The organism is Mesorhizobium sp. P3_A9, assembly GCF_056402975.1.
The window spans coordinates 1-12,064 of sequence record NZ_JBFUGJ010000023.1; the positions used below are offsets into that span (position 1 = coordinate 1).

At 63.7% G+C, this 12,064-nt stretch carries 14 protein-coding genes and 1 pseudogene; 10 read left to right on the top strand and 5 right to left on the bottom strand.

Annotated features, from left to right (window positions below; genetic code table 11):
• Together AC1DX0_RS06370 and hslV are read right to left on the bottom strand one after the other, a co-directional pair.
• Positions 1–108: GNAT family protein (locus tag AC1DX0_RS06370; RefSeq protein WP_477354730.1), on the bottom strand; the 108-nt coding region annotated here is incomplete at its 3' end.
• Positions 98–649: an ATP-dependent protease subunit HslV gene (gene hslV, locus AC1DX0_RS06375; RefSeq protein WP_027040709.1), complete on the bottom strand. Its 552-nt coding sequence runs from the start codon at positions 647–649 to the stop codon at positions 98–100. The genes hslV and AC1DX0_RS06370, both read right to left, overlap by 11 nt.
• Positions 650–874: 225 nt before the next feature.
• Here hslV and hisB point away from each other — a divergent pair, with 225 nt between their 5' ends.
• From hisB to AC1DX0_RS06425, 10 genes are all read left to right on the top strand, one after another.
• Positions 875–1,474, top strand: coding sequence for an imidazoleglycerol-phosphate dehydratase HisB (gene hisB / locus AC1DX0_RS06380; RefSeq protein ID WP_027040708.1), 600 nt, complete (start codon positions 875–877; stop codon positions 1,472–1,474).
• Between the two features lie 4 nt (positions 1,475–1,478).
• Positions 1,479–1,955 (top strand): DUF2628 domain-containing protein, encoded by a 477-nt coding sequence (locus AC1DX0_RS06385; protein WP_477218672.1) that lies wholly within the window; start codon positions 1,479–1,481, stop codon positions 1,953–1,955.
• A 1-nt stretch (position 1,956) separates the two neighbouring features.
• On the top strand, positions 1,957–2,607 hold the full coding sequence (gene hisH / locus AC1DX0_RS06390) for an imidazole glycerol phosphate synthase subunit HisH (RefSeq protein WP_477218671.1): 651 nt from the start codon (positions 1,957–1,959) through the stop codon (positions 2,605–2,607).
• A gap of 3 nt (positions 2,608–2,610) precedes the next feature.
• The gene (locus tag AC1DX0_RS06395) at positions 2,611–2,901 is read left to right on the top strand and encodes a DUF1330 domain-containing protein (RefSeq protein WP_477218670.1); all 291 of its coding nucleotides are present in this window, start codon (positions 2,611–2,613) and stop codon (positions 2,899–2,901) included.
• A 3-nt stretch (positions 2,902–2,904) separates the two neighbouring features.
• A complete protein-coding gene (gene hisA, locus AC1DX0_RS06400) occupies positions 2,905–3,654 on the top strand; it encodes a 1-(5-phosphoribosyl)-5-[(5-phosphoribosylamino)methylideneamino]imidazole-4-carboxamide isomerase (RefSeq protein WP_477218669.1) in 750 nt (249 codons plus the stop codon).
• Positions 3,651–4,487 (top strand): arginase family protein, encoded by an 837-nt coding sequence (locus AC1DX0_RS06405; RefSeq protein ID WP_477354689.1) that lies wholly within the window; start codon positions 3,651–3,653, stop codon positions 4,485–4,487. The genes hisA and AC1DX0_RS06405 overlap by 4 nt, the downstream gene beginning before the upstream one ends.
• Entirely contained in the window at positions 4,484–5,278 is a 795-nt protein-coding gene (hisF, locus tag AC1DX0_RS06410; RefSeq protein WP_477219100.1) for an imidazole glycerol phosphate synthase subunit HisF, read from the top strand. Before AC1DX0_RS06405 ends, hisF begins: the two co-directional genes overlap by 4 nt.
• An 8-nt stretch (positions 5,279–5,286) precedes the next feature.
• Complete coding sequence (locus tag AC1DX0_RS06415) at positions 5,287–5,610, top strand: phosphoribosyl-ATP diphosphatase (RefSeq protein WP_477354692.1); 324 nt, start codon at positions 5,287–5,289, stop codon at positions 5,608–5,610.
• Positions 5,611–5,634: 24 nt separating this feature from the next.
• Positions 5,635–6,594 carry a type I pantothenate kinase gene (coaA, locus tag AC1DX0_RS06420; RefSeq protein ID WP_477354695.1) on the top strand — a complete coding sequence of 320 codons (960 nt, stop codon included), beginning with the start codon at positions 5,635–5,637 and terminating at the stop codon, positions 6,592–6,594.
• 97 nt (positions 6,595–6,691) lie between these two features.
• A complete protein-coding gene (locus tag AC1DX0_RS06425; RefSeq protein WP_477354698.1) occupies positions 6,692–8,293 on the top strand; it encodes a hypothetical protein in 1,602 nt (533 codons plus the stop codon).
• Between the two features lie 77 nt (positions 8,294–8,370).
• Here the strand turns inward: AC1DX0_RS06425 and AC1DX0_RS06430 are convergent, their stop codons facing one another.
• The 3 genes and pseudogenes from AC1DX0_RS06430 to AC1DX0_RS06440 all read right to left on the bottom strand — a co-directional run bounded on the left by AC1DX0_RS06430 (position 8,371) and on the right by AC1DX0_RS06440 (position 12,057).
• Positions 8,371–9,912, bottom strand: coding sequence for a DegQ family serine endoprotease (locus AC1DX0_RS06430; RefSeq protein ID WP_477218664.1), 1,542 nt, complete (start codon positions 9,910–9,912; stop codon positions 8,371–8,373).
• A 256-nt stretch (positions 9,913–10,168) separates the two neighbouring features.
• Positions 10,169–10,891, bottom strand: a pseudogene (locus AC1DX0_RS06435) (MBL fold metallo-hydrolase).
• Positions 10,891–12,057, bottom strand: a complete 1,167-nt coding sequence (locus AC1DX0_RS06440) for a diphosphate--fructose-6-phosphate 1-phosphotransferase (protein WP_477218662.1) — start codon at positions 12,055–12,057, stop codon at positions 10,891–10,893. Before AC1DX0_RS06440 ends, AC1DX0_RS06435 begins: the two are co-directional and overlap by 1 nt.
• Positions 12,058–12,064 lie beyond the last annotated feature (7 nt).

The window sequence follows — 12,064 nt, forward strand, 5'->3', positions numbered from 1 at the left end:
GTCCCACCACTGAGCCACTTCAGGCTCGGCCAGCCAGCCGGCGATCATCGGCAGGTCTTTTTCTGTGACCGGCCGAAAATCATAGAGCGCCGCCTGTTCAGGCGGCATCGAGCGTTTCGATGACAAAGTTGTTGTTGGTGTAGACGCAGATGTCGGACGCGATCTGCATCGCCTTGCGGGCGATCTCCTCGGCATCCTTGTCGGTGTCCATCAGCGCGCGCGCAGCCGCCAGTGCGTAATTGCCACCCGATCCGATGGCCATGACGCCAAATTCGGGTTCGAGCACGTCACCGGTGCCGGTCAGCGCCAGCGAGATCGACTTGTCAGCCACCAGCATCATCGCTTCCAGCCGGCGCAGATAGCGGTCGGTGCGCCAGTCCTTGGCGAGCTCGACGCAGGCGCGCGTCAGCTGGTCGGGATATTGTTCGAGCTTGGCTTCCAGCCGCTCCAGCAGCGTGAAGGCGTCGGCGGTGGCGCCGGCGAAACCGGCRATCACATTACCGCCCTTGCCGATGCGGCGCACCTTGCGGGCATTGCCCTTCATGATGGTCTGGCCAAGGCTGACCTGGCCGTCGCCGGCGATCACCACCTTGTTGCCCTTGCGCACCGTCACGATGGTCGTGGCGTGCATGGTCAGTTCATTYGACATTCCTGGCTCCGATTCGCGCGATCCCAAAGAGGCGATTGGCGCGGTACGAGTAACTTTGATCGGCCATATGTATGCATGGGACCAATGATTGCAAACCGCTCGATAGCGGCCGGGATGGCAACTGGCAATCGCCGGATCATGCTGCTAGAAGGCTTTCGTTTTCAAGCCGGTGAATGCTCGAAGCTCGTCGCTTGAGCTTTGAAACCCTGAGACAAGGACAAGGTCATGGCGCCCCGTTCCGCCGAAGCCAGCCGCAAGACCAAGGAAACCGACATCTCGGTGTCGGTCCATGTCGACGGTTCGGGCAAATCCGATATCGCCACCGGCGTCGGCTTCTTCGACCACATGCTGGACCAGCTCTCGCGCCATTCGCTGATCGACATGACGGTCAGGGCCAAGGGCGACCTGCATATCGACGACCATCACACGGTCGAGGACACCGGCATCGCGCTTGGCCAGGCGCTGACCAAGGCGCTGGGCGAACGGCGCGGCATCATGCGCTATGCCTCGATCGACCTTGCCATGGACGAGACGCTGACGCGCGCCGCGATCGATGTCTCCGGCCGGCCGTTCCTGGTCTGGAACGTGTCCTTCTCGTCGCCCAAGATCGGCACCTTCGACACCGAACTGGTACGGGAATTCTTCCAGGCGCTGGCCCAAAATGCCGGCATCACGCTGCACGTCACCAACCATTACGGGGCCAACAACCACCACATCGCTGAAACCTGCTTCAAGGCGGTGGCGCGCGCGCTGCGTGCAGCACTCGAGCACGACCCGCGCCAGCCGGACGCGGTTCCCTCCACCAAGGGTTCGTTGAAGGGATAGCGCCATGGCCGCCTATGTCGTGATGGAACCGCCCGGCCGCAGCGAAAAGGTCGACAAGACGGCCTTTGTCCGCGACGGCTTCACCTGGCTCGGCCTGCTGGTGCCGCCGCTATGGTTCGCCTGGCACCGGTTGTGGATCGAAGCCGGGATCGCCTTCGTTGTCATGGCCGCGCTTTCGATGCTTGGCGAAAACCTTGGCCTTGGATTGGCCGGTTCGCTGCTGTCGCTGCTCGTCTCGCTCTATGTCGGCCTGGAAGGGCAGGGGTTGCGGATTGCGGCCCTTCGCCGGCGCGGCTGGCACGAATGGGGCGTGGTTCAGGCCGGCTCGCTCGACGACGCCGACATGCGCTATGCCCTGGAGGTAGAGGGGCATGCGGAGGAGGCGCCGCCCGCGCCGCGCATCGTCCCCGATGCAGCCCTGGCCCGCCCGGCGCAGCCCGGCATGGCGCTGGGGCTGACCCACATCCCGGGACGGCCCTGACATGCGGGTAGCAATCATCGACTACGGCTCGGGCAATCTGCGCTCGGCCACCAAGGCTTTCGAACGCGCGGCACGCGAAGCCGGCATATCGGCTGAGATCGACCTGACGGCCGATGCCGATCGGGTGCGCACGGCCGACCGCATCGTCCTGCCCGGCGTCGGCGCCTATGCCGATTGTGCGGCCGGCCTGCGTGCCGTCGACGGCATGTGGGAAGCGGTCGAGGATGTCGCCATTGCCAAGGGCCGGCCTTTCCTAGGCATCTGCGTCGGCATGCAGCTGATGTCGCAGCGCGGCCTGGAAAAGACCGTCACCAACGGTTTTGGCTGGATTTCGGGCGACGTCAAGGAGATCACGCCGACCGATCCGGCGCTGAAGATCCCGCAGATAGGCTGGAATACGATCGAGCTTCGGCGCCAGCATCCGCTGTTTGCCGGCATTCCGACCGGCCCAGACGGGCTGCACGCCTATTTCGTCCATTCCTACCATCTTGACGCGACGAAGCCGGACGAGGTTTTGGCCGAAGCCGACTATGGCGGCCCGGTCACGGCGACGGTCGCCCGCGACAATCTCGTCGGCACGCAGTTCCATCCGGAGAAGAGCCAGGCGCTGGGTCTGGCGCTGATCACCAATTTCCTGAAGTGGAGGCCCTAAATCATGAGCAAGAAGGGCTACTGGATGGCGATGATCGATGTCCGCGATCCCGAGGTTTATAAGCAGTACATCGAGGCCAATGCGGTGGCGTTTGCAAAGTATGGCGCGAAGTTCGCGGTGCGGGCCGGGCGCCATGAGAATCCGGAAGGGCCGACCGGCAACCGGCATGTGCTGGTTGAGTTCGATTCCTACGACAGGGCGGTCGAATGCTATCATTCACCGGAATATCAGCACGCCTCGAAGTTCCGGCTTGCCGCCTCCACGGGCCATTTCGTCATCGTTGAAGGCGCCTGAACCGTGATCCTTTTTCCAGCCATCGACCTCAAAGACGGCCAATGCGTGCGCCTGAAGCACGGCGACATGGCGACAGCGACCATCTACAATGATGATCCCGCCGCGCAGGCAAAAGCCTTCGAGGACCAGGGTTTCGAATGGCTGCATGTCGTCGACCTCAACGGCGCCTTCAAGGGCCAGAGTGTCAACAGCGCGGCGGTCGGCGCCATTCTCAAGGCGACGAAGAACCCGGTGCAGCTCGGCGGCGGCATCCGCACGCTGGCGCAGATCGAGGACTGGCTCGACCGTGGCCTCGCCCGCGTCATCCTTGGCACGGTCGCGGTGCGCGATCCCGATCTGGTCAAGCAGGCCTGCAAGGCTTTTCCGGGCAAGGTGGCCGTCGGTATCGACGCCAAGGGCGGCAAGGTGGCGGTCGAAGGCTGGGCCGAGGCATCGAGCCTCGGCGTTATCGAACTGGCGAGGAAATTCGAGGGCGCCGGCGTTGCGGCCATCATCTACACCGACATCGATCGCGACGGCGTGCTGACCGGCATCAACTGGGACGCCACCATCGACCTCGCCGACGCCGTATCGATCCCGGTCATCGCTTCGGGCGGCCTGGCCTCGATCGCCGACATCGTGCGCATGACCATGCCCGACGCACAGAAGCTCGAAGGCGCCATCTCGGGCCGCGCGCTCTATGACGGCCGCATCGATCCGACTGAGGCGCTGGCGATCCTGCAGGGCCGGCCGGTGGCGGAGGCGAAATCGTGAAAATCACCATCATCCTCGCCTCCTATGACAGCGGCCACTATCACGGCGGCATGGGTCAGGGTCCGGATGCGCTGATTGCAGGCGGTCTCGTCGACGCCCTGACCATGGCTGGCCACGACGTCGCGGTTGAGGATATCGGCAGGGTCGGTCCCGAACAGGAGCGCGAGATTGCCACCGGCTTTGCCGTCTGCAACGCCGTCTCGGGCGAGGTCCGCATTGCCATCGACAGGGGGCGGTTCCCCATYGTGCTSGCCGGMAAYTGCCTGACRTCAGCCGGCGCGGTCGCCGGCGRSGRCGCCGATKCGATCATCTGGGCCGACCAGCATGGCGAYCTCAACACGCCCGAGACATCSGTWTACGGCTTYCTYGAYGGCATGGCGYTGGCGACCGTGCTTGGCCTGTGCTGGCCCCCGATGGCAGGGGCCATTCCCGGCTTCAAGCCGATCGATCCGTCGCGTTGCGTGCTCATCAATGCACGCGATCTCGATCCGGCCGAGGAACAGCTCCTCAAGACCTTGCCGATCATCCGCACCGAATGTCCCGGCGTGGGAGCAGCAACCGCAAAGCTGAAAGCCGTAGGCGCCAAAAGCGTGCACATGCATCTCGATCTCGACGTGCATGACCCCAAGGAATTGCAGGCCAACCGCTATGTCACGTCAGGCGGGCCGAGCCCCGAACAGTTGCGCGACGCGGCCTGTGCCATGGCGCTTGCGGTGCCGGTCGTCGGCATCACCGTTTCCGCCTACGATCCGGCCTTCGACGCGCAGTCCGATGTTCCACCGCTGGTCGGCCAGTTGCTCAACGATCTCATCGCCACGATAGAGGGCCGCTGATGCTGAAAGCCCGCGTCATCCCGTGCCTCGACGTCAAGGACGGCCGTGTCGTCAAGGGCGTCAATTTCGTCGATCTCATCGATGCCGGCGATCCGGTCGAGGCGGCCAAGGCCTATGACGCCGCCGGGGCCGACGAGCTCTGCTTTCTCGACATCACGGCCTCGTCCGACAACCGTGAAACCATCTTCGATGTCATCGCCCGCACCGCAGAACAGTGTTTCATGCCGCTGACCGTCGGCGGCGGCGTGCGCCAGGTCGCCGACATCAGAAAGCTGCTTTTGGCCGGCGCCGACAAGGTGTCGATCAACACGGCGGCGGTGAAGAATCCGGATTTCGTCGCCGAAGCCGCCGACAAGTTCGGCAACCAGTGCATCGTCGTCGCCATCGACGCCAAGAAGGTGTCCGGTGCCGGCGAGACCGACCGCTGGGAGATCTTCACCCATGGCGGACGCGAGAAGACCGGCATCGACGCTATCGAATTCGCCCGCAAAATGGTCGATCTCGGCGCCGGCGAGATCCTGCTGACCTCGATGGACCGCGACGGCACCAAGGCCGGCTACGACATCGCGCTCACCCGCGCGATCGCAGACGCGGTACGCGCCCCGGTCATCGCTTCTGGCGGTGTCGGCACGCTGGATCATCTGGTCGAAGGCATTCGCGACGGCCATGCCGGCGCCGTGCTGGCGGCCTCCATCTTCCATTTCGGCACCTACACCATAGCCCAGGCCAAGGCGCATATGGCCGAGGCCGGCCTGCCGATGCGGCTGGACTCCACGAATAATCGGTCCTAAACGGCGCCATGACCGAGTTTTCGCTGTCCGATCTGGARAAAATCRTCCACGAGCGCGCSCATTCCGGYGATCCGGACTCTTGGACAGCGAAACTGTTCGCGCGCGGTATCGACAAGGCAGCCCAGAAGCTCGGTGAAGAGGCCGTCGAGACCGTGATTGCCGCCGTCAAGGGCGACACACAGGGCCTCGTTTCCGAAAGTGCCGATCTTATGTATCATTGGCTCGTCGTTCTCGGCCTCTCGGGTGTGCCGTTGAGCGATGTGCTCAAGGAGCTCGAAAGCCGCACCGGGCGTTCGGGCATCGCCGAGAAGGCGTCACGGCCCAAGGGCTGACCGCGAGGAAGGGCAGGTATCTCGATGGATCAGCTCGCGCCAACCGAGAAATATTCCCCCTTTCGTTTCTTCTCCGCCGAGCAATGGTCGCGATTCCGCGCCGACACGCCGCTGACGCTGAGCGATGACGAATTCCGCCGCCTGCGTTCGCTCAACGACCCGGTCGACCTCGAAGAGGTCAAGCGTATCTATCTGTCGCTGTCGCGGCTTCTGTCGGCCCATGTCGAGGCGAGCCAGCTTCTGTTCCGGCAGCGTCAGGCCTTCTTCAACGCCGTCGATATCGTCAAGACGCCGTTCATCATCGGCATCGCCGGCTCCGTCGCGGTCGGCAAGTCGACCACCGCGCGCGTGCTGAAGGAACTTCTGGCGCGCTGGCCGTCGAGCCCCAAGGTCGATCTCATCACCACCGACGGTTTTCTGCTGCCCAACGAGGTGCTGCGCCGCGAAAACCTGATGGAACGCAAGGGCTTTCCCGACAGCTACGATGTCGGCGCGCTGCTGCGTTTCCTCTCGGGCATCAAGTCGGCGCTGCCCGATGTCCGCGCGCCGGTCTACTCGCATCTCACCTATGACGTCATTCCCGGCGAGTTCGTCACCATCGACCGGCCCGATATCCTGATCTTCGAAGGCATCAATGTCCTGCAGCCAGGCAAGCTGCCGCAGGACGGCAAGATCGTGCCCTTCCTGTCCGATTTTTTCGACTTCGCCATYTAYATCGAYGCCGACGAGAAGCTGATCCACCASTGGTAYATCKCSCGCTTCATGCGGCTGCGCGAGACGGCCTTCCGCAATCCGGACTCCTTCTTCCACCGCTATTCGCAGCTGTCGGAGGATTCGGCGCGCGCCATAGCCGAAGGCCTGTGGACCAACATCAACCTGAAGAATTTGCGCGAAAACATCCTGCCGACGCGTGCCCGCGCCGACTTGATCCTGCGCAAGGGCGCCGACCACCTGATCGAGGAAGTAGCACTGCGCAAGCTCTGAGGCTCAGGCTACGTTCAACTGCCAGTTAGAACGCTCTTAACTGCCTGTTTGCTAGATATCCTGCTCGACTGCTGCTTTGGTGGTGAGGATAGCTGGCATGGGCGCGCCATTCGTTGCTTCCGACGAACCGGCCGGGTTGCGTTCCGTTACGGCCGCAACTGCCGTTCGGCTCGGCTGGCCTGTGGCCGCGACGCTGCTGATTGCAGCCTATGCGATCATTGTCTCGTTGCTTGTCATGCCCGGCAATGTCGACGTGTCCTGGCTGCTGACGATCGGCGAACGCGTTCTCGACGGCGAGCGCCTCTCGGTCGACATCATCGAGGTCAATCCGGCCTTTTCCGCCTGGCTCTATCTGCCTTTCGTGCTGCTCGAGCGGCTGACCGGGCTTTCGGCGGAATTCTGGGTTAGCATTGGCGTGACCGCGCTGGCGATTGCGTCGGTCTGGTTTTCAGCCCGCATTGCCGCGCGGGCGGACGAAACACTGAAACGGCATCTCTGGATGCTGCYGGCCGCGGTATTCTTCGTGCTTTTCCTGTTTCCGATCGATTTCGGCCAGCGTGAACAGATAGGTGTCATCGTCCTGCTGCCATGGCTCGCCCTGTTTTCCGCACGCGACAGGACTGTCGATTTCAGGGCCGGCAGCGTGGCCGAGCGGATCATCGCCGGCGTCGGCGCCGGTATCTTCGTCATGATCAAACCGCCCTACAGCGTGCTCGCCCTGGCGGTGCCGGCCCTGGTCATTGCGCTGCAGCGGCGCTCGCTGCGCCCGCTGTTTACGACGGAGAATGTGATCGGCGCCACGCTCACCGTCTCCTATCTGATCGCGCTCGCCGTCTTCATGCAGCCGTTCTTCACCGACGTCATGCCCTTGCTGCGTCAGGTTTATCTGCCGATGCGCATGCCTGTGATTGACGTGCTGATGCTGTGGCAGGTGACGATGTTCGTGGCCATGGCGGTCGCCACGCTGGCGATGGCGTCTCCCGGCCGCCCCAGTCGCGACGCCAGCACGATGCTGCTGGCCGGGGCTGCCTACGTTCCGGCTTTCGTCATCATGGGCAAGGGCTGGACCTATCAGGCACTACCTTTCCTGACGCTCGGCGTCCTGGCGCTGATGCTGCAATATGTCAGGCTGAAGCCGCTCCGAAGCTTGCCGCTGCCGGTTAAGGCCGGTGCGGCGCTCGGCCTGTTTTCGATCGTGCTTTTGACGGCGTTGCAGCAAGGCATGGCCTTCGCCCAGTCGCGCCGCGACCTGGATGCCGCGACAGCCGCGATCGTGCGCGCCGTCGATCATCCGACGATGATGTCGATCGCGTCGCAATTGCAGTTCAGCAATCCGCTCGCCCGCATGACCGGCGCCCGTTTCGTGGCACGCCAGCAATCGGGCTGGATGGTCAATGATGCGGGCATATTGATGGGGCTCGAACAGGACCCCGCGCGACGCCAGGATTTGGCCGCCCTCAGGGAAAGATACACAGCGTCGATCACGGGCGAACTTGCCGCGAAACGACCTGACATCATTGTCGATGATGGCACAAACGGACCGCGCGCGCCGGTGTTGCTGAACGTCAAGGACCAGCACCCCATGCCGCCCCTGCACGATGCGCCTGGCATTGCCGAGGTGCTGCGCAACTACCGCATCCTGCATCAGGATGCTTCGGGGACGGTGCTCATCCGCGCCGATATCGTCGCCCGCGAATAAGGCGCTTCCGGAGCGGCCGGTCCGTCACCCCTGGTGACAGACCGGCCGCATCCACATTTTCATGCCCGCACGGCGTCTCAGCCGTTGGCGAACGGCACGGCGACATAGATCTGGCCGCCGTCGCGTTCAACCAGCAGCAGCACCGATTTGCGGCCCGACTTGCTGGCCTGGGCGATCGCCTGGGTGACCTGTTTGGCGCTCTTCACCGGAACCTGGTTGACGGCGGCGATGATATCGCCCGGCTGGATGCCGGCGGCGGCCGCCGCCTTGTCAGGATTGACGCGCGCAACCACCGCGCCATGCTCGTTGGCGGCGAGGTTCATCTGCTGGCGAATGTCTGGCGTAATGTCCATCAAGCCGAGGCCGATCGCCGGTGCGCGCGAGCCCTGTTCGGCGCTCGGCATGTCGGAGTCGTCCGTCGATGCCGTCTTCACATCGTCGCTGTTTTGCCCGACATCGACGGAAATCTGCATGGCCTTGCCCTTGCGCCACACATCAAGCGGTTCCTTGGCGCCCGGCGCGACATCGGCGACGGCCCGCGACAGGTCCTTGGGGTCCTTCACGTCCTGCCCGGCGAAGCCGGTGATGACGTCACCGGTCTCGACGCCAGCGCTGGCCGCGGGCGAGCTGTCATTGACCTTCGAAACCAGCGCGCCGCCGGGATGATCGAGTCCGATGGCGCTCGCCACGTCAGGCGTTACCGGTTGGATCTCGACGCCGAGATAGCCGTATTGGATGGAACCGTCCTTCATCAGCTTGGCGACGACCTTTTGGGCCTGGTCGGACGGGATGGCGAAGCCGACGCCGACGCTGCCGCCATTGGGCGAATAGATCGCCGCGTTGATGCCGACGACGTTGCCGTTCACATCGACCAGCGGGCCGCCGGAGTTACCGTGGTTGATCGGCGCGTCGATCTGGATGAAATCGTCGAACGGTCCGCTGTGCAGGTCGCGGCCGCGCGCCGAAACGATGCCGGCTGTAACGGTGGTGCCGATGCCGAACGGATTGCCGATCGCCAGCACCTGGTCGCCGGTCATCAACTTGTCGGAGTCGCCCCATTTGACCGTCGGCAAGGGCTTGTCGGCTTTGATCTTGAGCACTGCAAGGTCGTTCTTGGCGTCGCGGCCGACAAGTTTGGCGGGAAGTTCGGTGCCGTCATCGAGCGTCACCTTGATCGAGGAAGCGCCGTCAACAACGTGGTTGTTGGTGACGATGGTGCCGTCCGCATCGACGATGAAGCCGGAACCGAGTGCCTCGGCGCGTTGCGCCTGTTGCGGCGGTGTCTGCGGAGCCGGCATGCCCTGGTCACCGAAGAACTGGCGGAAGTATTGATCGAACGGCGAGTTGCCGAGAGGCATCCCGTCATCGGCGCTTGACGGCTGCGCCTTCATGACGGTGGTAATCGTCACCACCGCCGGCTTGTCAGCGGCCACGATCGGCGCAAAGGAGCCGTTGGGAGCGGTGATACCGGCGACAGGGGTCTGGGTCGTCGCGACAACGTTGCTCACGCCTGCATTGCCGGCACTTTGAGCAAACGAAACGACGAAGGGGGAGACGATGAGGGCGGCGCCCAGCAATGCGGCGACGCGATGTCTGCGAAGGATGTTTGGGGATGACATGGTCGTTGTCCGTGCGAGACATTGGGTTCGGCGCCGTGGCCTTGGGAGGGGGAGCGGCCCATTCGGCGTACCGGCCGTCGCGGCTGCCTGTCTCGCTTCATGCAGCAGCCGTTCAGGTCGATGAAACCGGAATCTAGGGTACGGATGCGGGCAAATTAGGTTTTTTCGGTTATATTACAAAGATTTAATTCTTTGTGAGCCGATGAGCACCGACCGTCTTGCGATCGTTCCTGCCAGTGCACGGTCTTCGTGAAGGTCAGATATCGCCGGTCTCTCTGATGTAAGCCGTTGCAATCTCACGCATCCGTCTGCCGTCGAAGCTTGGGCCGTGGCCGCCATGGCCGATGCGGATCGGCAGGTCGAGCAGGCGCTGCATGGTGCTGACATAGGCGGCGCGGTCGGAGTCCGGCAGCGAGTCGATCAGCGTGTCGTCGTAGATGGCATCGCCGCTGAAAAACAGGCCGTCGGCCTCGTCGAACAGCGCGATCGAATCCGGCGAATGCCCGGGCAGATGCAGGACGCGGAATTGCCGGTCGCCGAGATCGATCGCGTCGCCCTCATCGAGGGTCCGTGTCAACGGTGCCGATGGGATCTTGTAGTCGGCCGACTTCCAGCCCGGCATTGGCAGTTTCGAAACGGCGCCTTCGAGATCATGGAACATGTAGGCGTAGGTCGTCGCTTCGTCCATGCTCTCGAACTGCGCCGCGCTCATCTTCGGCCCCGCCCGCCAGGGAAATTCGTGCAGCGAGCCGACATGRTCGAGATGGATATGGGTGGCSACCRCMAGCAGCGGCTTGCCATSAGRMRTSTCGATCTCCGGCGCCAGCGGRCAGATGCCCATGCCGGTGTCGACCAAAAGGTCGGCGTCGCGGCCGCGCAGATGCCAGATGTTGGCGCGCACATAGTCATGCACGAACGGTTCGGTCAGCATCGTCGTCTTGTCGTCGACGATGCTCTTGCTGAACCAGTGAGCCTGCATCAGACGAACGGCTTCCCGACCTTGTATTGTTCCGGCACCAGCCGCTTGAGATAGGCCATGCCGGCCTCGGACAGCTGGTTGACGTCGGGCTTCATGAAATTGTCCGGCATGTGGCGGGTCTTGCCGGCAACGTTCTTCAGCGGCACCTTCTTCAGCACGGTCTTTGAGCCATCATATTGCAGCGCCACCGAGCCGCCGCCCTGTTCGGCGACAGAGACCGCGAAGGCGCCGGCATCGAATGCCTCCTGCGCATCGACGGCACTGATGGCGCCGATATACCCGCGCGGCATGTAGCCCAGCGCGTCGACGCGCGCCCGCTTGCCCGGCAGACCTTCGGCCAGCGCGCGTTCGAGTGCGGCCGGCAGATCGCTTCCCGACAATTTGACGTTGCCATGCGCGTCGCGCTCCAGCTTGTCCGGCGGCACCAGGCTTTCGACCAGCGCCTTGCCATCGGCGGTGCTCACCCCTTCCGACACGGCGACGATGCAGCGCTTGTGGCGGTCGAGCGTGGCGCGGACATCATCGATGAAGCCAGCCGCGGAGAACGGCCGCTCCGGCACGTAAACCAGGTGCGGCCCGCTGTCGGGGTCGAGTTGCCAGGCAGCGGCGGCGGCGGTCAGGAAGCCGGCATGCCGGCCCATGACGATACCGACATAGATGCCAGGCAGCGCACGGAAATCGAGATCGACGGACAGGAAGGCGCCGGCGACGAACTCGGCCGCCGAAATGAAGCCCGGCGTATGGTCGTTCTCCTCCAGATCATTGTCGATGGTTTTTGGCGCATGGACGAAAGCGATGGAGCCGCCGGCGGCATCGGTCAGGATCTGTTGCGTGCCCGACGTGTCGTTGCCGCCAATATAGATGAAGGCATCGGCACCGGCCTTCTTCAAGCCGTTGAGGATCACGTCGCAATAGGCGGCATCCGGCTTGTCACGGGTCGAACCAAGGGCTGCACTGGGCGTTCCGGCAATCAGCCGCAGCCGATCCTCGGGTATGGCGGAAAGGTCGACATAATTGCCGTCACGAATGCCGCGCACGCCATGGATGGAGCCCAGCACCTTGGCGCCGGGATGCCGCTTGCGGATCTCCAGCGTGGCGCCGACCACGGTCTGGTTGATGACGGCGGTCGGACCGCCGCCCTGCGCGATAACAAAAGTTCCAGCCATTCCTGAC

Excerpts from the sequence above, each read along its gene's own strand:
- AC1DX0_RS06440 (WP_477218662.1), bottom strand. The coding sequence starts at position 12,057 with ATGGCTGGAACTTTTGTTATCGCGCAGGGCGGCGGTCCGACCGCCGTC.
- hisH (WP_477218671.1), top strand. The coding sequence starts at position 1,957 with ATGCGGGTAGCAATCATCGACTACGGCTCGGGCAATCTGCGCTCGGCC.
- AC1DX0_RS06385 (WP_477218672.1), top strand. The coding sequence starts at position 1,479 with ATGGCCGCCTATGTCGTGATGGAACCGCCCGGCCGCAGCGAAAAGGTC.
- AC1DX0_RS06430 (WP_477218664.1), bottom strand. The coding sequence starts at position 9,912 with ATGTCATCCCCAAACATCCTTCGCAGACATCGCGTCGCCGCATTGCTG.
- hisB (WP_027040708.1), top strand. The coding sequence starts at position 875 with ATGGCGCCCCGTTCCGCCGAAGCCAGCCGCAAGACCAAGGAAACCGAC.
- AC1DX0_RS06395 (WP_477218670.1), top strand. The coding sequence starts at position 2,611 with ATGAGCAAGAAGGGCTACTGGATGGCGATGATCGATGTCCGCGATCCC.